At 55.9% G+C, this 20,015-nt stretch carries 22 protein-coding genes; 20 read left to right on the forward strand and 2 right to left on the reverse strand.

From position 1 onward, the window contains the following. The first annotated feature begins 2 nt into the window (after positions 1-2). The 10 genes from DFT_RS10940 (at position 3) to DFT_RS10980 (ending at position 8,809) form a co-directional block, all read left to right on the forward strand. Positions 3-914, forward strand: a complete 912-nt coding sequence (locus DFT_RS10940; RefSeq protein ID WP_054031228.1) for a hypothetical protein — start codon at positions 3-5, stop codon at positions 912-914. Next, positions 911-1,519: a RuvC family protein gene (locus DFT_RS10945; protein ID WP_054031229.1), complete on the forward strand. Its 609-nt coding sequence runs from the start codon at positions 911-913 to the stop codon at positions 1,517-1,519. The genes DFT_RS10940 and DFT_RS10945 overlap by 4 nt, the downstream gene beginning before the upstream one ends. Before the next feature lie 108 nt (positions 1,520-1,627). Next, positions 1,628-1,879 (forward strand): hypothetical protein, encoded by a 252-nt coding sequence (locus tag DFT_RS10950; protein ID WP_054031230.1) that lies wholly within the window; start codon positions 1,628-1,630, stop codon positions 1,877-1,879. 266 nt (positions 1,880-2,145) lie between these two features. Continuing rightward, the gene (locus DFT_RS26225) at positions 2,146-2,304 is read left to right on the forward strand and encodes a hypothetical protein (protein ID WP_161807128.1); all 159 of its coding nucleotides are present in this window, start codon (positions 2,146-2,148) and stop codon (positions 2,302-2,304) included. 53 nt (positions 2,305-2,357) lie between these two features. Then, entirely contained in the window at positions 2,358-3,002 is a 645-nt protein-coding gene (locus tag DFT_RS10955) for a ParB/Srx family N-terminal domain-containing protein (RefSeq protein WP_054031231.1), read from the forward strand. A 3-nt stretch (positions 3,003-3,005) separates the two neighbouring features. After that, positions 3,006-3,767: a GREB1-related protein gene (locus DFT_RS10960; protein WP_054031232.1), complete on the forward strand. Its 762-nt coding sequence runs from the start codon at positions 3,006-3,008 to the stop codon at positions 3,765-3,767. A 3-nt stretch (positions 3,768-3,770) separates the two neighbouring features. Further along, positions 3,771-4,460: a hypothetical protein gene (locus tag DFT_RS10965; protein WP_054031233.1), complete on the forward strand. Its 690-nt coding sequence runs from the start codon at positions 3,771-3,773 to the stop codon at positions 4,458-4,460. Continuing rightward, positions 4,423-6,384, forward strand: a complete 1,962-nt coding sequence (locus DFT_RS10970) for a terminase gpA endonuclease subunit (protein ID WP_054031234.1) — start codon at positions 4,423-4,425, stop codon at positions 6,382-6,384. Before DFT_RS10965 ends, DFT_RS10970 begins: the two co-directional genes overlap by 38 nt. After that, positions 6,385-6,618: a hypothetical protein gene (locus tag DFT_RS10975; RefSeq protein ID WP_152971948.1), complete on the forward strand. Its 234-nt coding sequence runs from the start codon at positions 6,385-6,387 to the stop codon at positions 6,616-6,618. Positions 6,619-6,784: 166 nt separating this feature from the next. Further along, positions 6,785-8,809, forward strand: a complete 2,025-nt coding sequence (locus DFT_RS10980) for an ATP-binding protein (protein WP_054031236.1) — start codon at positions 6,785-6,787, stop codon at positions 8,807-8,809. Between the two features lie 110 nt (positions 8,810-8,919). Here DFT_RS10980 and DFT_RS25820 read toward each other — a convergent pair whose 3' ends face one another. Together DFT_RS25820 and DFT_RS25825 are read right to left on the reverse strand one after the other, a co-directional pair. Then, positions 8,920-9,183 (reverse strand): hypothetical protein, encoded by a 264-nt coding sequence (locus DFT_RS25820; protein WP_152971949.1) that lies wholly within the window; start codon positions 9,181-9,183, stop codon positions 8,920-8,922. A gap of 207 nt (positions 9,184-9,390) precedes the next feature. Next, positions 9,391-10,824, reverse strand: a complete 1,434-nt coding sequence (locus DFT_RS25825; protein WP_152971950.1) for a hypothetical protein — start codon at positions 10,822-10,824, stop codon at positions 9,391-9,393. Positions 10,825-11,028: 204 nt separating this feature from the next. Here DFT_RS25825 and DFT_RS10990 point away from each other — a divergent pair, with 204 nt between their 5' ends. The 10 genes from DFT_RS10990 (at position 11,029) to DFT_RS11035 (ending at position 20,013) form a co-directional block, all read left to right on the forward strand. After that, entirely contained in the window at positions 11,029-11,592 is a 564-nt protein-coding gene (locus DFT_RS10990) for a hypothetical protein (RefSeq protein WP_054031238.1), read from the forward strand. After that, on the forward strand, positions 11,589-13,067 hold the full coding sequence (locus DFT_RS10995) for a phage portal protein (RefSeq protein ID WP_054031239.1): 1,479 nt from the start codon (positions 11,589-11,591) through the stop codon (positions 13,065-13,067). Before DFT_RS10990 ends, DFT_RS10995 begins: the two co-directional genes overlap by 4 nt. Beyond that, positions 13,045-14,934, forward strand: coding sequence for a phage major capsid protein (locus tag DFT_RS11000; protein ID WP_054031240.1), 1,890 nt, complete (start codon positions 13,045-13,047; stop codon positions 14,932-14,934). Before DFT_RS10995 ends, DFT_RS11000 begins: the two co-directional genes overlap by 23 nt. A gap of 38 nt (positions 14,935-14,972) precedes the next feature. After that, positions 14,973-15,266 (forward strand): hypothetical protein, encoded by a 294-nt coding sequence (locus tag DFT_RS11005; protein ID WP_054031241.1) that lies wholly within the window; start codon positions 14,973-14,975, stop codon positions 15,264-15,266. Between the two features lie 16 nt (positions 15,267-15,282). After that, complete coding sequence (locus tag DFT_RS11010) at positions 15,283-15,756, forward strand: hypothetical protein (RefSeq protein WP_054031242.1); 474 nt, start codon at positions 15,283-15,285, stop codon at positions 15,754-15,756. 13 nt (positions 15,757-15,769) lie between these two features. Continuing rightward, positions 15,770-16,720 (forward strand): phage tail tube protein, encoded by a 951-nt coding sequence (locus DFT_RS11015; RefSeq protein WP_076750511.1) that lies wholly within the window; start codon positions 15,770-15,772, stop codon positions 16,718-16,720. Between the two features lie 18 nt (positions 16,721-16,738). After that, positions 16,739-17,041 (forward strand): hypothetical protein, encoded by a 303-nt coding sequence (locus tag DFT_RS11020; protein WP_054031244.1) that lies wholly within the window; start codon positions 16,739-16,741, stop codon positions 17,039-17,041. 113 nt (positions 17,042-17,154) lie between these two features. After that, positions 17,155-17,451 carry a DUF1799 domain-containing protein gene (locus tag DFT_RS11025; RefSeq protein ID WP_054031245.1) on the forward strand — a complete coding sequence of 99 codons (297 nt, stop codon included), beginning with the start codon at positions 17,155-17,157 and terminating at the stop codon, positions 17,449-17,451. Continuing rightward, entirely contained in the window at positions 17,363-17,992 is a 630-nt protein-coding gene (locus DFT_RS11030) for a hypothetical protein (RefSeq protein ID WP_152971952.1), read from the forward strand. The genes DFT_RS11025 and DFT_RS11030 overlap by 89 nt, the downstream gene beginning before the upstream one ends. Then, on the forward strand, positions 17,989-20,013 hold the full coding sequence (locus tag DFT_RS11035) for a phage tail tape measure protein (protein WP_054031247.1): 2,025 nt from the start codon (positions 17,989-17,991) through the stop codon (positions 20,011-20,013). The genes DFT_RS11030 and DFT_RS11035 overlap by 4 nt, the downstream gene beginning before the upstream one ends. Positions 20,014-20,015: the final 2 nt, after the last annotated feature.

Consider the following 20,015-nt stretch of genomic DNA (forward strand, 5'->3'; position numbering starts at 1 on the left):
CCATGAGCTCCAAAGATAGGCCCTGGTTTCGTTATTATCCCAAGGACTTCAACGAGGACGAAAAGGTCAGATCGCTGAGCGCGATAGGCGAGCTCGTTTATCGTCGAATCCTCGATGTCATGTGGCAAGCAAATGCTGTGCATTTGCTGAACGATTGCTCAAAAATTTTCAATGCAATCGGCAAAGGTTTGACGTTTGAACAGGTCGAAAGCGCATGGAACGAGATCCAATATCCGGGGTGGGAAGCACTGAAAACGACCAATGACGGCAAGTGGGTTTATTCGCAGCGGTTGTTGGAGGAGAAGGAACATATTGAAAGAATATCAAAAAAGAGATCTACGGCAGCTAAAAAAAGCGTCAAGCAAAAGCTGATGCAAAAGCAGAGCAAATGCAGAGCAAATGCATCAGCAATTGCACAAGCAAATGCTCAGCATATGCTGATAGATCCAGATCCAGATATATTAGATTGTTTAGATAAATCTAAACAATCAAGATCGGCCCCTTCGGGGCAGCCTTCGGCTGTTTCTTTTTCAAATCCAAAGTCAAAGCATTTTTCGAAAAAGCTCGGGAGCTACCTCGACGAGATCGCGGAGGGGTGCGCGGTCATAGCCCGGTTTCCGGCAAAGGGGAGAAAGCAGTTCAACCCGTACGAGGCGGTGACGTGGGCGACGAATCACGGGGGGCACCCGAAGGCGATCGCGGAGGTCGTGACGGCATTGTCGGCAACGGAGCAGTGGGAGCAGGTGGAAAACCCGTGGCCCTGGTTCAGGGCGGTGTTCGCGCAAAAGAACGCGATGTACAACGAGGCGGACGCGATCGCGGCGGGCATGGCGTTCAAGCAGGGGGAAGCGGAAGCGGTCGAGGTGTTCAGGGCGGTATGGGCGGAAGCAATGAAAATGCGCGAGGCGAAATGAAAGCGCAACAGATAGGCCGGCACCTCCTTTCGCGGCTAAGCGCCCCGGCCGGTCGCGGAAAAAGGCCCCTCGAAACGCCGGTCGAGCCGGGCAGCGGGACGCCTGGCGCTCATCAGTCAGGGCAAGGGGTTCGAGGCCGGGGCTTTTTCATCGGGATAGATCCGGGCAAGACGGGGGCGGCGGTGGCGATCAGCAGGGACCTGATCCTGGTGCACGACTGGAAGTCGCCGGAAGCGGCGCGGGAGTTTTTCAAGCTCGTTTTGGAGCAGGGGCGGATCGAGATGGCGGTGATCGAGGACGTGGACCAGAAGCGGATGCCTCACAAGGGGCGGTTCGGTGCCTACGGGCTGGGGCTGTCGTCGGGTTTCTGGCAAATGCTGTGCATTTGCTTCGGAGTTGCTTACCAATTGCTTCCGCCGGGAGAGTGGCAGAAGGCGGTCCTGATGCCGGGCGGCGGGAAGGATTCGAAGGCGCGATCGATGGCAACGGTGCGGGCGCTGTACCCGGGGTTGAGGGAGTACATTTTTTTGAGGTCCAGGCATCACCACAGGGCGGACGCTGCATTGCTGGCCCATTACGCGGTCAGGACATCGGGCCGGAAGTAGTAATCGTCGTGGCGGGGCTCCTGGCAAGCGTGGGAGGCAAATCGTTGTTGGAGTAAGCTCGGCGAGGCAGGGAGACATCGAATCGGAAAAGCAGGACGGAGGTGTGTCATGGCGCTTTTTATTCTCGGGTTGATCATAGGGGCGATCGCCGGAATCGTGACCGTTGCCCTTTGCAGTGCGGCGAGGTGCAATTCATGCGAAGCGTTTCGAGCGATCGCGTATGCAGGGGGGCACGGCGAGAATGAAGTTTATGATGTGCGGATGCCGGACGGCAAGAGGTTCCGGTATTCGTCGGGGCAAATGATGCCGCACATGTGCGATCGTGAGCAGGAGGTCGAGACGTGCGGGGAATTCAACTGACGGTAGTTAAATGAGCGCATGCATGAGAGCTGTGGGCATTAAACAAACGGTAGTTAAATGAGCTCCCATCGATTCAACAAACGGTAGTTAAATGAGCTCCCGTCAGGTAGCTGCGGGCATTCAACCAACGGTAGTTAAATGAGCGGGTCCTTTTCGGCCGGGGGGCCTATAGCGGTTTCGGGTGGCGCGGATGTCGGGTCCTATCGGGAACCAATTTTTCGTATGTAACAATTTTTTTTCGGGTCGGTTGTGTGAGGGCTGCAGAGATGGCTAAACGGAAAAAGATCAAGATCAAGCTGCGCCGTGAAAACGAGGCCTGGACGCTCTACCGGTCAGACACGGGCAAGGTGCTGGTGGACGGGCTGAACGGCAAGGACGTGGAGTTCTACCGGCGGCTGTACTTCGAGAAGCTGAACAACAAATAGGCGGCAGGTAAAGCCGCATCGAGTTCGAATATCTTTGAAATGGAGCGCATCAGATGCCTATCAAGTGTTTTTGCGCGCATGACGGCATGGTCCCGATCGATCAGTTGAAACCCCACCCCGAAAATCCAAACAAGCACCCCAAACGGCAGATCGAGCTGCTGAAAAAGCTGATTCAAAAATTCGGATGGAGGGCGCCGATCACGGTGTCGAGCCGGTCGGGGTTGATCATTCGCGGGCATGGGCGTTTGGAGGCGGCGCGGCAGCTCGGTTTGGACGAGTGCCCGGTCGATTATCAGGATTACGAGTCGGAAGCGGAGGAGCGGGCGGACCTGGTGGCGGACAACACGATCCCGGAACTGTCGGTCATGGACGACGAGATGCTGCTGGAGCTGCTCAAGGAGATCGAGGCGACGGGGTTCGATGTGGAGCTGACGGGGTTCGATCATCGGGAGATCGAAAAGATCACGGACAAGGTCGACGCGAAGCTGAACAGCAAGCGGCCGGAGGTGGAGTTCAGCCAGGAGCTGCTGCTTGAGCACAACTACATTGTGCTCTATTTCGACAACCCCCTGGACTGGAACGTCGCGGTGGAAAAATTCGGGTTGAGGAAGGTCAGGGACCTGATCGAGCGCAAGGCGCAGCCGGTCGGGATCGGGCGCGTGATCAGGGGCGCGGAATGGCTGGAAAGGATCCACTGAGCGATGGGCGGACAGGTCAATATCGTGATCCCCACGTACAAGCGGGCGGATGCGCTGGCGGGAAAGGACTATTTCAGGTCGGCGCGGTACGTGCTGCCTGAGAGCCAGAGGGACGATTACAGGCGGGTTTTGCCGTCGGCGCGGATGATCGTCATACCGGACGGGGCGGACGGCAACATCGCGCGCAAGCGGAACTGGATACTCGAGAACGTGGAGCGGCCGGTTTTGATGATCGATGACGACGTCGCGGGGCTGATGCATACGGAAAAAGGGGCGCGGGCGTATTGCAGGCAGAACATCCCGCTGACGCCGGAGCAGGCGCAGGGGGTCATCGAGCAGGGGTTCAACCTGGCGCACGGTTGGGGGTGCGTGTATTGGGGGATCAACGTCAACACGGACGGGAGGAACTACCAGCAGTACAAGCCGTTTTCGCTGACCCAGGTCGTGCTGGGGCCGTTCCAGGGGCATCTGTGGCATGACCTGCGGTTCGACGAGCGCATGGGCACAAAGGACGATTACGATTTCAGCCTGCAGGTCCTGAGCCGGTTCAAGAAGGTGCTGCGGCTGAACAAGTACGCCTATGTGTGCAGGCACGGGCGCAATGCGGGCGGGATCGTGGCGTCGCGGACGATGGAGCGGGAGACGGCATACTGCAGGGCGATCGAAAAAAAGTGGGGGAGGCATATCATCAGGTATCCGCGGCGCCCGAAGCGGCTCGGCGAACTATTGAACGGTCGGGTCATGGTTCCGATCAACGGCGTGTGATGGATGACGGACGGATCGATCACGAAAACGGACATAGAGCGCGCGTTGTCGCTGGGGGCCAAAGCCAAGCTGCGGCTGTATCAGACGTTTCTGACGAGGATCGCGCAGGGCGAGCGGCTGACGGCGACCGAGCTGAAGAACATGCGGGCGCTGGAGACGGAGCTTGAGGAGTCGACGAACGGAGGGGAGAAGAAGGAGCAGCCGGTCATCATGTCGATGGATGACGCGGCGGCGTATTGCGGCATATCGAAGCGGACGGTCAGTTACCACCTGAAGCGCGGGAACATCGCGCAGAACGCGGACGGCACGTTCGACAAGGCGGTGCTGGACGCGTGGCTGGAAAAATACGGGCGGAAGAAAAAGGCGGAGCAGGGCGGCGGCAAGCGGGTGTCGCTGTCGATCGAGGAAAAGCTCGACCGGGCAAAATTGCGCAAGGAGGTGGCGGCGGCGAAGCGCAACGAGATCCTGGTCGCGGAGCTTCAGGGGCGGTTGGCCCCATGGTCGGAGATCGAGCGCGCGTGGTGCGAGCGGGTGGCGGTCGTGGCGGCGGGCCTGGACTCGCTGGCGGAGCGGCTGCCGCCGCTTTTGACCGGGAAGAAGCCGGACGAGATGCGCGAGATCATCCGGAGGGAGACAAACGAGTTGAGGCGGGCGTATGCAAGGCGCGGCAAGTATTGCCCCACGGACGCGTGAGGGGCTGTTTTTCGAGAACGAGGCGCGGCTGTGGGAGCCGGGGCGGGACCTGGCGATCGTGGAATGGGTCGAGAGCAGGCGGCAGCTGGGGGCCCGGTCCGAGGAAAAGGGGCCGATGCGCCTTGAGCGGACCCCGTATATCGTCCCGTGGCTGGAGGCGGCGGTCGACCCGAACCTGGACGAGGTGGTCGTGTGCAAGTCGGCGCAGGTGGCGGGCACGGAGTTCGGGCTGTCGGTGGTGGGGTATTACGCGGATCAGCGGCCGTGCCCGATCCTGATCACCATGGCGGACGAGAACACGGCGACCTACATCGCGCGGGACAGGGTCAAGAAGATGTTCGAGGACAGCCCGGAGCTTGCCTATCTCGTCCAGGGCGCGACGGTGTCGAACGCAAACGAGCTGGAGCTGGCGAACGGGGCCTATATCAACGTGGCTTGGGCGTCGAGCGTCGCGGCGCTGGGCACGAAGCCGTTCAAGATCGTGATCAACGACGAGATCGACAAGCCGGGGTACTACACGAAAACGAAGGAGGCGTCGCCGTTGTCGCTGAGCGGCGAGCGGACCGAGACGTTCTATGAGTTCAAGCATATCAAGTTCAGCACCCCGACGCTGGAAACGGGCAATATATTCACGGAGCTGATGTCGTGCGACGCGGTCTATGACTGGCATGTGCCGTGCCCGTACTGCGGGGTCATGCAGCCGTTGAGGTGGTCGGCGAAATACACGGAGGGGTTCAAGGGCGGCGTGTACCGCGACATCAAGGGCAAGAAGCGCAAGCTGGGCGGGGTGGTGTGGAAGGGCGGCAGCAAGGCGACTCGGGCGCAGATCATGGGCGCGCGGTACCAGTGCGGGGCATGCGGCAGGCTGTGGACGACGGCGCAGAAATACAGGGCGGTGGGGTTCGGCGCGGGCGTGCCGAGGGAAAAGGAGCCGGCCGTCATCAGGAAAAAGGGGTTTCACATCAACCGGCTCTATTCACTCCTGGGCAAATCAGGGTACCTGGACCAGTTGCTGGCGTCGTTCCTGGCGTCGCTGAAGGACAAAAACCCGAAAGTGTTGCAGGGGTTTCTCAATTCGGCGCTGGCGGAGCCTTGGCGGCCGGTGAAAAGGACGCGGCCGAAAAACAGGATCATGGAGCTGGCGGACGAGAGGCCGAGGGGCGTGGTGCCGGGCGGCGGGGCGGTGTCGTGCCTTCTGGCGGGCGTCGATACCCAGGATGACGGTTTTTATTACGAGATAAGGGCGTTCGGGTTCAGCCAGGATTTTGATTCGTGGTGCGTGCGCGAGGGGTTCGTGATCAGCTTCGAGGAGCTGGAAAAGGTGCTGTGGCAGGATGAATACACGGACGCGGGCGGGCGCCCGTACTCGGTCAAGCTGGTGTGCCAGGACGCGATGGGGCACAGGACGGACGAGGTTTACAGGTTTTGCAGGAAGCACAGGGGCAAGATGTTCCCGACCCAGGGCGTCGATTCGCTGACGCAGCCGTTCAGGTACTCGGATATCGAGTTTTTCCCAAAGAGCAAGAAGGCGATCCCGGGGGGGATCAAGCTGGTGCGGTTCGACACGAACCATTTCAAGAACAAGCTGCACACGATGCTGCAGGTGCGCAAAGGCGATCCGGGGTGCTGGTATTACCACAGCGAGCTGACGGAGGAGTGGGCGGAGCAGATGACGGTCGAGGGGATCGGCGAAAGCGGCAAATGGGAGAACCCCGGCGACAAGCCGAATCATGCCTGGGACGTCGCGGCCCTGCTGCTGCTGGCGGCGGAGATCGAGGGGGTCAGGTTCAAGAAGCGGAAAAAGGACGATGACGGGGGCGGCGGGCCGGTTCCTGGGGGTGATCCTGCGGGTCCGGAGGGGCAGAAACAGGCCAAAAAGCCGTGGATTTATACAAAGCCGGGCGGCTGGATGTCGGGGGTGTAGATGCCGAAACGGAATTGCCCTTTGCTGCAAGGGATCGGGGAGATCACGGAGGCATGGAATCTCACGGAAAAGCAGTTCAATATGTTCGTTGCGATCGGATTCCCGGCGCGGAAGGTTCAAGGACGGTGGTACGCGCATAGCGCGAATATTGATGAATGGTTCAGGAGGTTGCTAGGGCCGGGCAAGGAAATTGAAATTAAGGATATTTTGGTTGATCGGGATAATAGGTTTTAATATTGAACGATTAGGGTTACATCTGATTGAATTCAATTAAAATAAATTATGTTAAAAATAAAAAATGAGCTAACGAATTTTAGGTTGTGCTCGATTTTGTTTTCTTTATGAGTTATGAAAAAAATATTAGCCTTTTTACCCCCTCCAACTCATCCAAGGCAAGTCTATGAAATATACATTCACAACGAATAGCAGAGTGATTTCAAGTCTTCTTGCGAATTACAAAGATACTTTTGTTGCATTTTGTGAATTAATTAACAATTCAATCCAAGCCAGTGCTTCTGAGATCTATATCGACATCAGTCAAACGGCTGAGGAAATCCTCAACGAGTCCAGAATTACGAAAATAATGTTGAGAGATAATGGTATTGGTGTATCGCAATCTGATTTTAGAAAAAATATATTCGAGATCGGTACGACAGTAAAAAAAGGCGGTAAAGGAATAGGTAGGTTTGCAGCTTTTCAGATCGGCGCGTGTCAGACAATTGAGACGGTTGCTTTTGATAAAATATTAAAGGGTTATGTTAGAACATCTGTGCAGTTAAATAATGAAGATCTAGAGGGAAATAGCCTTGATATCGTCGAGCTTGATGTCAGACACGAGCAATTAAATGGTGAGCAACAAACGTATTATCAGGTAATTATTGATGAGTTATGGGATGATTCTGTAATTAACTCAGATAAAAAAAAGAAAATTCATTCGAAGTTGCTATCTGAAAATTTGGAAACATCGCTTTTCCTGCAATACCCAATCGAAATTTTAAATGATAAAATTTTTTTTAATATAAATGGAAAAAAAATAGAAAAAGAAGACTTTGTAATTGGAGAATTGGAAAATAGAAAAGAGACCTTTAATGATCTCAGGGGTAATGAACATGACTTTTATTTAACATTTATTAACTATAAATCTATAAGTAATGAGGTTAAGGTTTTTATTAGAACCCTTAATAATGATATACGCACAATCAGCTTTGAATTTAACTATACCGCTGACATACCAGACCAGAATAGCTGGCTTGTCTATGTTGATTCTGTCTTATTCGACAAAAACCAGGACATTTTTCGTAATCTCCTGGTTCCAGGTATGTTTAATGAAACAGAACATCTAATTGAGAGCCTTCGATCGTTCATAGATAAGTTTTTTAAAGAAAAATATAAAGAATATTTTAATTTTTCTAAAAAGCTTAGCGATGACACATACTATCCATACAGGCAAGTAGAGCCTTCCTCTGAAACCAAAAAAGTGGTTTTTAATCAACTTGCTTATTTTATTGAACAAGAACATAAGCTATTATCCAGAAAAGAAAATTTGCGGAAGATTGTATATCCGTTGGTGGATCAAGCGATTAATCATGGGGAATTACTTCCGATTATTCAAAATGCAATAAGCCTAAAAGGGGATCACCTTAAAAAGTTCAAGAATTTACTGGAGCGTGCAGATATTGAAGACGTAATTGTTTTTTCAGAAGAAGTCGCAAAAAAAATACAGTTTTTAAATTTTCTTCATAAAATTGTTTATGATGAACCGGCTAAACACATTAAGGAGAGAAAACAGTTTCATAAAATAATCGAAAAACACCTTTGGTTGTTTGGGGAACAATACAAAGACATACCTATTCTTTGTTCAGACACGAGTTTAAAGAGAAATCTTGAACAACTTAGAGAAACTCACTTTAAGTGGGAACCTGATCCAAAAGCAGATAATCACATTGAAATTGATCCTAAATTAAAAGATATAACCGATTTATTTTTTTATAATGAGAGGGTGTTAGATGATGACAATAGAGAGGTGATGGTAGTTGAACTAAAAAGACCATCCTGTAGAATAAGCCAAAAAGAGCTTAATCAAGTGCAAAAATATCGTTTTGATATTGAAGAAAATGGATTGTTCAGCAAAGATATAACATACAAAATCATCCTTGTGAGTAGTCAATTGAATAGATTTGCTAAATCAACAGTGGGATCAGAAAATCATAAGTCCCCATTCTTATACGAAAAAAGCAAGGTAGCTGAAATATACACTTATGTGATGAATTGGGCTGATATTATTCATACCAACAGAAAAAAGCTTTCATTCCTTGGTAATATTTTGAAGACAAAGGATAGAACGACTCGTGAAGTCTTTGAAAAAGATTATCCCGAGATTGATTTGTCCGGCATAATCTCTGAACTTGAAACAGCTAATAATTAAAGCCGTTACTAATATCAGAAAAAATTCTGATTTATAATTTTTTGGCGGAAAAGTATTAAACAGCTGCTTGAATGATTGCTCAGAAATAACGATTGGTCAAAAGAGAAGATTCAAAACCCATCTTCCATAATTATGGAATGATATTTGATTCCTCCTGCTGTTAAATTGGCTTCAACCTTCTGTTGTAATGCATCATATCTATCTGACATATCTCCGCACATATCTAGTCCAACGCAATATGTTGTTGCGGTCTGGTCAATAACTTCCTCTCCATTATCATCATAATAGAATATTTCTAAGACCGATAAATACTCTCGTCCATCATGCACAGTGCGGACATAGAGTTCTCTATGTTTGTTGTTAAGATTCTTCATGGTAAGAGCCTCATAGGGTTTTAATTTTCAAGTAAGAAGCCATTTCCAGGCGGCCATCTGAATTAAAATACATCTTTTAACTACTTATTACTGGTGAGAAGCATAACATGTGAAAAGAACTCCTCTTGTCATGCCTTATTCACCCAAGATGAAAGAATAAATCCTATATGGCTATTAGTGAATATTATTTACTTTTAAGTATTCATATTAACTGATATTATTTAAAAGATAAATTCTGTATAGCCAATCCTTTATATTTTTATCTTGCCTCGCGGCAGACTTCATGAGTGTAGGAGAATTTTTCCACAACATTGATATATAATCCTCGAATCTCATCGAAATAGGCACTACATTTTCCGCCTTCTTAAAATATTCATTGCCTAAACGAGAAACTATTCCCTCAGCATCTGGAGCAACAATTTCCAATGTAATGCGGTCAGCCCTTTTTTCCAGACATTCCTTTATCAGTGTTAACGAGCGCTTGTCAGTTGCTGGAAATGAATACCCTATAATAACAATTCTGTCTGATTCTATTAAGGCTCCCTCCGCTTGCTCCCAAAGTTGTTCAATGGTTTTTTGATACATGTCATACTTTTTTTGCCTAACCGGTGTGATTAGCAATGGCGAAGAAGGGATGCCAGTTGCTCGCTGCTCCTTTGCTGGGGAATATATTCCAGTCAAACTACTACTTATAAATACTTTACCTGGTGGTGCCGAAAGCCTTTTTTCATCAAAGGCATCATTAGGTAAGTTAGGCGGATAATATCCATAGCAAGTAGGGACATAACCGCCTCTCCATCTCCCTTTAAAAGTATCGTAAGGCAATGATGACTGCCAAAATAGGAAAACCTCATCTGAATTTTCAACCAATGGCTGCATTTCCCACTTATCAAACCTGATGGAAGTGTAGGGCACAAGCCAATTTGTAGAGCCGTGCAATTTCAATAACTTCCAATTTGCATTAAACGATGGAGACGACTCAATATTTAATTTCCATGAACTATCAAATGATGAATGAAATTTAAGCCCATATCCGACGTTTGGATCCCAACCACCTGTATCAGCCAACGCCCTATCTATCAAAGTATCCCAATTAAAAGTTATGAACGTGTCATTTGGGCTGCAAAACTTAAGAAGAAAATGATAGGCAGAGGGTGAAGGACCATTTTGAGCCTCATTCAAAACGTTAGCAAAAATAAAGGTCATATTGGTAAAAACTCCAGCCAACGAATATAATTTTAGGGTTTCATCTTCCTTGAGCTCCATATTTTTTGCTTTTGTCATGAGTTCATTCAATTCATCTTCAATAGTGGTCATAAATAGCTCAACATCTTCACTCCACGAACCTACCTCGCGTGGATTGATACCACGGTAATGATTTAAGAAAGAAATAAATGGACCTACAAATGCATGAAGTCCCTCCGAAGTCGGCAAATTATGAAATGCCTCAAAAAAGCTATTTGCTAAAGGGACTGGAACTCCTCTGGAATTTAAATCATAATGATGAGAGGCACCAGCCCCAAAGATCCAAGATGTTTTTTTAGAATTTTCTAATGCCTTTGCGCGCACTATTGGGGATAAATTGTCCCAGGCAAACCCAAGAAGTCCTTCTTCAACTTCATCAATATCAAAATTAGCCAAGAGAAAATCTCCTCAAGTATTCAAAGAAGGTCAATGGTTATCTAAATACAAACTATATCCAGTGAATTTTATGATGCGTCAAGCCCCTTATTGTATTCTTTAAGAACTCTTTATACCCCCAAATAACCCCAATAACAACAACCAGTTGTAAACCCCATGTTAAGGTGATCGCAAAACAGCGATAACCATAGCAAGGGGTGTCAATTGGCAGAGATCCCCACCATAGAGCCGGTTTCCTTTTACGCGGGAGATTCAGTCCGGTGGAAACGGAGCCTGGGCGAATTTCCCGCCTCGCAGGGGTGGACCCTCAATTACGTTCTGGTCAAGGAAGGAACCCCACCGATCAGCATCACGGCGCAGGCGGACGGCGACGATCACCTGGTATTGATTGCGCCCACCGTTTCAACTCAATACGCGCCGGGCTCGTACCGCTGGCAGGCGTCAGTCAGTAAAGGCACGGACAGGTTCACAATCGACAAGGGAACGGTCGAAATCAATGCGGATTTCGCCACCCAAACGACGGGATTCGATGCGCGGTCGCACGTGCAGCGGATGGTCGACGCATTGCGGGCGAGGCTGGAAAAGCGGGCGACCAAAGATCAAATGGAGATGATGGTTGGCGGCGAGAAATTGGCGTTGATCCCTATGCACAGGGTCAGGGAGCTGCTGTCGTTTTACGAGACGCAGCTCGAGATCGAGCGGAAGGCCGAACGCATCGCCAAGGGCCTTGGGGGCGGTGGCAATATCCTGACAAGGTTTGTCCGATGACGGTCATAAGGGACATCTGGCGCGCGTTCGTGGCGCACAAGGCCGCGAAGCAGCGGGCGTGGCGCGAGTTCGAGGCCGCAGGCACGGGGCGGCTGTTCGGCGATTGGGTGACCGAATCGCTCGGGCCGGACTCGGACGTACGCGGCAGCCTGCGGGTGCTGCGGGCGAGGTCGAGGCACCTGTGCCAGAACAACGATTACGGCAAGCGGTTCCTGCACCTGCTGGACACGAATGTCATCGGGCCGAAGGGCATCGAGCTGCGGGCGGAGGTCAAGGAGCGGCAGGGCGACAAGCTCGTCATCGACGCGGCGGCGAACGAAAAGATCGAGCGGGCGTGGCAGGCGTGGTGCAAAAAGAACAACTGCACGGTGGATAAAAAGATGAGCTTCCGGGACGTGCAGGGGCTGTTCATCAAAACGGTGGCGCGCGACGGGGAGAACATCACCCGCAAGATCCGTGGATTCGATAACAACGATTTCAAGTTCGCATTGCAGATGATCGAGGCGGATCAGCTCGACGATCAGTTGAACGACGAGGCCCGGCGCATCCGCATGGGCGTTCAAAAGAACGAGTGGAACGAGCCGGTGGGCTATCACATCCTGCAGAACCACCCCCAGGAGATGTTCTATTCCCCGAATTTCCCGCAACGGCATGCGGTGCTGCCGGCCGGGCAGGTGCTGCACAACTTCATTGTGGACCGGGTCAACCAGACGCGCGGGGTGCCGTGGACGCACGCGGCCATGCAGCGGCTGCACATGGTGGGCAAGTACGAGCAAAGCGAGCTGGTCGCGTCGCGGATCGGCGCGGCGAAGATGGGCTTTTTCACGTACCAGAACCCCGGCGGGTATTACCCCGGCGCGGACGAGGAGGACGGGGCCGGAAACTTCATCGAGGACGTGGAACCGGGTAAGTTCAAGGCCCTGCCGTACGGGTGGGATTTCAAGCAGTTCAGCGCGGATCACCCGAACGCGGGCTTCGACGCGTTCGTCAAGGCGGTGTTGAGGGGCGCGGCCAGCGGGTTGAACCTGTCCTATATCACGCTTGCAAACGACATGGGCGAGGCGAACTACAGCTCGATGCGGCACGGGGTGCTGGAGGACCGGGACGCGTGGAAGGTGTTGCAGGGGTGGATGATCGAGCATTTCGTCGCCCCGGTGTACGAGGCGTGGCTGGACATGGCGCTGGTGTCGCGGCAGCTGGACCTGCCCGCGCGCAAGATCGAGAAATGGCAGCAGGTAGCCTGGCAGGGGCGGCGGTGGGCGTGGATCGACCCGGCCAAGGAGATCACAGCGAGCGAAAGGGCGATCAAGTTGCGGTTGAAGTCGCGCACCCGGGTCGCGGCGGAGTCTGGCGACGACATCGAGGAGGTGCTGACCGAGATCGCGAACGAAAATACGCTGGCAAGCGGCCTGGGGGTCGAGCTGGAGCAGGCGCAAAAAGGGGCGGTGCAAAATGGAAACACGGCAGGGCAGTGATTTGATCGAGCGGGCGATCAAGGAGAAGCATTTCAGGACGGTCGAGATCCGCGCGAGCGACATCGACGAGGAGAAGCGCACGGTGTCGCTGAGCTTTTCGAGCGAGGAGCCGTACGAACGCTATTGGGGCGTGGAGGTCCTCGACCACGGGGCAAAGAGCGTGATCATGGACCGGCTGAACAACGGGGCGCCGTTCCTGGTGAATCACGACACGCGGGACCAGGTCGGGGTGGTTGAAAAGGCAGTCATCGGCAGCGACCGGAAAGGGCGCGCGTCGGTTCGGTTTGGGAGATCGGGCCGTGCCGAGGAGATATTGCAGGACGTGATCGACGGCATCAGGAAAAACGTGTCGGTGGGGTACCGGATACACGAGATGGTGCTGGAAAAAGAGGAAGAAGACAAGCGCACATACAGGGTCACGTCCTGGGAGCCGTTCGAGGTGTCGATCGTACCGATACCGGCCGACAACAGCGTCGGCGTGGGCCGTTCGGACGAGGAAGCAAAGCAAAACGTCGGAGAGGAGAAAAAGCACATGGAAAAAGAAGTGAGCACCACGGAGAGCACGGCGACGGCCCAGGCGCCCAAGACGGAGGTTCGGGCCGCTCAAAACGAGGTCGACCCGGCGGTCATCGCGGAGCGCGAGCTGGGCCGGATGCGGGACATCGCCGCGCTGGGCGCGCGGTTCAACATGCGCAAGGAGGCGGACGAGTACATCGGCAAGGGCAAGCCGCTGGGGGAGTTCCAGGCGCTGGTATTGGAACGCGTGGGGGCGGAGAACAACAAGCCGATCACCGTCGACGATCCCGAGATCGGCATGAGCAGGACGGACAAGAAGCGGTACTCGATTTTCAACGTGCTGCGGGCGCTGGCGTTCAAGGACAATCAGGTGTTCCACAAGGCGGCGGCGTTCGAGCTGGAGGTGAGCCGGGCGGCGGCGCAGAAGCTGAACCTGGAGCCGCAGGGCATCCTGATGCCCTACGACATCTACGCCAGCCGGGAGGTGCCTTATTTCCCGCAGAAAAGAACGCTGTCGGCGGGCACGGCGACGGACGGGGCGGAGCTGGTGGCGACGAATCTGCTGGCCGGGTCGTTCATCGACGTACTGCGGAACCTGGCGGTGGTCATGTCGATGGGGGCAAGGCCGCTGGCCGGGCTGGTCGGCAACGTGGCGATCCCCCGCAAGACGAGCGGTTCGACGGCGGGGTGGATCACGCCGGAGGGGAGCAACGCGGCGCTGAGCGAACCGCAGTTCGACCAGGTGATGCTGAGCCCCAAGACGCTGGGCGCCTATTCGGAGATCACGCGGCAACTGTTGCTGCAATCGTCCCTGGACGTCGAGAACCTGGTCCGGATGGATCTGGCGACGGCGGTCGCGCTGGCGATCGACATCGCGGCGCTGTACGGGACCGGGGCGACGGGGCAGCCGAGGGGGGTTCGCAATCAGACGGGCATCAACATGCCGACGGCGTTCGCGGGTGCGGTGCCGACCTATGCGGAAGTGGTCGCGATGGAATCGGCGGTCGCGGTGGACAACGCGCTGCTGGGCAACCTGGGATACCTGATCGAGCCGAGCATGAGGGGGTCGTTCAAGACCTCGGAAAAGTTCAGCAACACGGGCCAGACGATCTGGGAGCCGGGGAACACGGTCAACGGGTACAAGTCCGGGGTGACGAACCAGATCACGGGCGGCGACGTGTTTTTCGGCAATTGGGCGGACCTGCTCATCGGGTTTTGGGGGGCGCTGGACATCCTGATCGATCCTTACACGAATTCGCTCAGCGGCACGCTGCGGATCGTGGTGCACCAGAGCTGCGACGCGGCGGTGCGGCACCCGGTATCGTTCGCGTTCAACAATGACGGCGTCTAATCGATAGCCCGCGCGGTCGCGGGAAGGGAGCGTGCGGCATGACGATGGGAACGGATAACGCCTGGGCCTTGACCGGCCCAGGCCAGCAAGGGGGAAAAGCGAAAATGCGCGAAAAGGAAAAGAAGGTCGTGGTGGAGATCACGAAGGGCGCGGGCATCGACGGGGAGCGGTATTACCCGGGCGACGTGGTCGAGCTGGGCGCGGCCGAGGCGGGGTTGCTCATCGGCCAGAAGATGGCGGTCGAGTCCAAGAAAAAGCCGGAGCTGCTGCCGAGGAAAAAGGGCACGGAGCTGCTCGAAGGAGCCAAAAAGGACAGCGGCAAAAAAGAGTAACGGAGGCGCGGGAGCGGTGGACCTGTACGCGTTTTTCAATACGTTCTCAAGCGCGCTGGCATCGGATGACGCCCTGCAGACGTGGGGCGTTTCCAATTTCGGCAGGCAGGTGATGGTGCTGCCGAACGCGGAATCGGCGAACCTGCCGACGGTGGAGAGCATGCCCTATGTGCTGCTGGCGTCGCCGGGGTTCACGCGGTCGCAACTGAGCCTGGACCAGGAATACGTCATCGCGGCATGGCTGGCGCTGACCTGCACGGAGATGAAGCCGGGCACGGGCGGGAACGTGCGGGAGCCGGAAGGGGTGCGGCTGATCAGCGAGATGATCGAGCTGGTGCTCAACGCGTTCAAGGGGGCATTGCCGGACGGGTTCCAGATCAGGGAGGTGGTCGGCGATTCGGACACGCTCGGCATGCTGCCGGAGGTGCACGGCGCGGTGGTGTTCACATTTACCTATTACGGAACGATGGGCAACGACCCGTTGACGTAGGAGAATAGAGCCTATGGCACATCAAAAAGGATCTACAGCAAAGGTGGCGGTCGGGTTCGAGGCGGCGTTCAAGACCCCGGCGTCGGCGGGGTTCGTGATGCCGTTTTTGACCTCGGGCATGAGCGGGGATCAGGCGCGCAACAAGTCGGCGGTGATCCAGGAGGGGCGCAATCCGCGGGCGCCGTTTTTGGGCAACAAGGATGCAAAGGGGCCGTTGGTCGTGCCGGTGGACACGGTCGCAATGCTCTATTGGCTAAAGGCCATGTTCGGCGCGGCGGCGGTGACGGGGTCGGGTCCGTACGTGCACGCGTACAAGATCGGCGACGACATGCCGTCGATCACGTTCGAGCACAGGTATCCGCAGCTGGACACCCCGAAATATGAGCAGTTTTACGGGTGCAAGGTGGCGTCGGCGGGTTTTTCGTTCGGCGACGGCAACGCGGAGCTGGTCGCGAACCTGCAGTTGCTGGGGGCGGATTTCAGCATCGAGGACGCCCCGTTCGACGCGGCGGCAACGGTCGTGCCCCAGGCGAAGGTGTACAACTCGCAGGCGGCATTTCAGGAGGGAGGGGCGGCGTACGCCCTGGCGCGGCGGGTGGATCTCAACGTCAATTTCGGCCTGGACGAGACGCAGTTCACGATCGGCGGCGGCGGGACGCGGCGGTCCATACCGGAAGGGGCGGTCGAGATCGGCGGCGAGGTCGAGGCGGTGTTCGAGAGCACGGCGCTGCTGGAGAAGGCGGAAAACGACATGGAATCGAGCCTGGTCGTGACCGTCACGGGCGGGGCGTCGAGCGTGTTCGAGCTGCAACTGCAGGAGATCAAATACGCGCGGCGGTCGCCGGGGATACAGACCCCGGCAGGGCTGGTGGTGACGCTGGGGTTTGAGGCGTATTTCGAGGACGGGTCGGAGGCGTCGGCGATCGTGGCGCGGGTGACCAACTCGATAGCGGCGGCGGTTTAAAACAAACAGGGGGAGCGGATGCGGACGGTCAATATCGGCGGGAAGGATTTCAAGATCAGGGCGCTGAAGCGCAGGGAGCGGATCGAGCACGGCCTGGCGGAGTACGGGTACAAGGCGATGGTGTACCAGCCGCCGAAAAGCGAGGACGGCGCGATCGATTTCGAGAAGGCGTCGGAGGGCATGGACAAGGTCACGTTGCTGGTGCTGGGCGACGAGGCGGTCGACGCGATCGATGAAGCGGAGGGCATGGGCGGTTTGCGCAAGGCGTACAAGGCGATCATCGATGAGACGTACGGGTCGGGGGCGGAGGAAAAAAACTGATCGAGGCCTGGGCCGGCCGGTCTGACGGATCGGAGGAAAAGGCCCGGGCGTGCGAGGCGTGCCGGTGGGCGTTCGAGAGGAAAAAGGAGATCCCGCCATGCGGAAAGTGCACGGTGTTTCCGCCGTTGTGGCCGGAAAACGAGGAGGCGTTCGAGCTGTGGGCGGCGGTGTGCACGCAGTGGCGGGGCGCGGGCCTGGGCCTGGTCGGGCTGGATTACGAGGAGGTCAGGAAGTGGGCCGGGGATTTGGAAATAGAGCTGACAGCGGGCGTCTGGCGCAAGATCAAGGCGCTCGAACGGCACGTTCTAAAGAGGGCCGAAGATGCTGAAGGTGGAAGCGACGGTCAAGGGGGCGGAGCGGGTCGCGAGGACGATCAGCGCGGAAAAACAAAAGGCGCGCCGTTCGTTTGAAGCGGCGGTCAGGGTCGAGGCGTTCAGGCAGTTGAAGCAGTTGCGGGAGGATGTTCGGGCAGGCCGTCCGGGGGGGCACCCCTACGCGGCCTTTTTATTGTCGGCGATCGCGAGCCGGACGAAATCGGGCCGGCCGAAAAAGCGGCAGGTCCCCCTGTACCGGGTGGCGCGGCTGATCCGGTACGACATCAAGGGGGCGGGCACGGAGAATCCGCAGATATCGTTCGGGTTCGTGAGGGCGAACAACCCGAAGCTGACGAGCTCTTATAAGCAGTTGCTGCTCAAGCATCAGGAAGGCATCGATGTGCTGTATGCGGGCAGCAGAACGGAGCTGGGGGTTCATTTGGCGAGGGTCGGCGCGAAGTTGAAGAAAAAGGGCGACCCGGACGCGAAGTATTTCTTCCTGAGGAAAGAGACGGGCAGGAAGATCGATCTGCCGCAGCGGGACATCATCCGGACGTTTTGGGCGGCGCACAAGATGGACGCGATGAAGAACATTCGCCAGAACTACCGGCTTAAGATGAAGGGCGTGCGCATATGACCGACTCGCGGCTTGAAATCGTCCTGATGGCGAAAAACCAGACCGAGGCGGCGTTCAGGGGCGTGGTCGACGGGCTGAAAGGCGTCACGAGCACGGCGGGCCTGGTCAAGGGGGCATTGGCGGGCTTGGTCGCGGGCGTCAGCTTCGCGGGGCTGGTGCAGGGGCTCAACACGTTGAAAGCGGCGGGGTCGGACGCGGAGGAGACGTTCAGCAAGGTGCAGACCCTGTTCGGCGCGGACAAGGCGCGGGAGCTGCGCGAGTGGGGCGAGGCGGCGGATTATGCCATGGGCCTTTCGAGGACGGCGGCGCTCGACGCGGTCGGCTCGATGGGCAACATGTTTTTGCAGCTGGGCGCGAACATCGAGGAGTCGGCGAGGCTGTCTCAAAGCATGGTGCAGTTGTCGGCGGATCTGGCGTCGTTTCACAACGCGGCGGGCGGGTCGGCGGCGGTGCTGGAGACGATGCAAAGCGCCTTTCGCGGCGAGTATGACGCGTTGCAGCGGTACATTCCGACGATCAAGGCGGCATCGGTCGAGCAGGAGGCGTTGAGACGCTCGGGCAAGGCGTCGAAGGACGAGCTGACGGAGCTGGACAAGGCGCTGGCGGCGGTGGCGATCATCACGCGCGACGCGGGGGCGGCCACGGGCGATTTTGCGCGCACGTCGAACAGCGCGGCGAACCAGCAGCGGATATTCGACGCGCAGCTTGCGAACGTGAAGGAGAAATTGGGAGAGGCGGTGCTCCCGGCGTTCACGGAAGCGATCAGGCACACGAACGAGTGGATCAAGGAGAACGACAAGCTGCTCAAGCAGGACCTGCCGAAGCTGTTCGGAGACATAGCCGAATCGCTGGCGAACATGATCGAACCGGCGGCAAGGGTGGCGGAGTACATCGCGAGGATCGCGAGCGTGTCGCCGCAGTTCAAAGAGTTCCACGACATGATGGAGCGGGCCGGGGAATATGCGAGGCACGGCTTGCTGGACCCGTCGCAGTTGGCCGGGCTGGACACGCAGCAGGCGCTGGACCGCACGCGCGAGTGGGTCGAGTTGCTCGACAAGACGGTGCGGATCACGGCGGACGGTCAAATCAGGTACCTGATCGGCGAACACACGGCAGGGCGCAAGGCGGCGATCGCGGCGGACAAGGAGCGCATGCAGGGGCTTTACCTGACGGACGGCACGGCGGGCCAAAAGCCATTGGTGCCGTTGCCGATGGTGCCGCAGATGCCGACGCCCCCGCAGATAGGCGCGGCGGGGTCGGTGCATGATTGGGTGATGCTGGTCCAGCCGGACAGCGAGGCGGAGCAGGCGTACAGGAATCTGGACAAGATGCTGGAGGACCGCAACGCGTTGTTCGGCACGAAAAACGAGTCCTTGATTCAGTTGTCGGATCGGACGGCGTGGGTGATGCAGGAAAATTTTTCGAGCCTGTTCCTCGATGTCTGGCGGGGGGATCTTGAAGACTTCGAGGATTACTTCAAACGGTTTTTCGAATCGTTGCAGCAGATCGCGGCGGATTACCTGGCACAGATGGCGACGGAGTGGATATTCGGCGACAGCAGCACGGGCAAGAGCAGCGGGTTTTTGAAGTTTTTGCAGGGGATCACAGGTTCGGGATCGTCATCGGGCGCGGCGGCGGACACATCGGGCTGGTTCAATTACGATTTCACGATGGGCAGCGTGTTCGCAAAGGGCGGCGCGTTCGGCCGGTCGGGTGTGAAGTATTTCGCGGCGGGCGACATCATCACGGGTCCGACGGCGTTCAGGTACAACGGCGGGATCGGCGTCATGGGAGAGGCGGGCGACGAGGCGATCATGCCGTTGAAGCGGACGGCGGACGGCCGTTTGGGAGTCGAGGCGAGCGGCGGCGTCAACCTGACGGTGGCGCCGGTTTACAATGTTTATTCTGTCGATGACCGGTCGGTCGCGGATTTTTTCAAGCGCAACAGGGGCAAGTTGGCGTCAGAGCTGGTCGACGAGATGAAGCACAGGCCGGAGTTGACCCGGTTTTTTAAGGCGTAAGA

This window comes from Desulfatitalea tepidiphila (genome assembly GCF_001293685.1).
GTDB lineage: Bacteria > Desulfobacterota > Desulfobacteria > Desulfobacterales > Desulfosarcinaceae > Desulfatitalea > Desulfatitalea tepidiphila.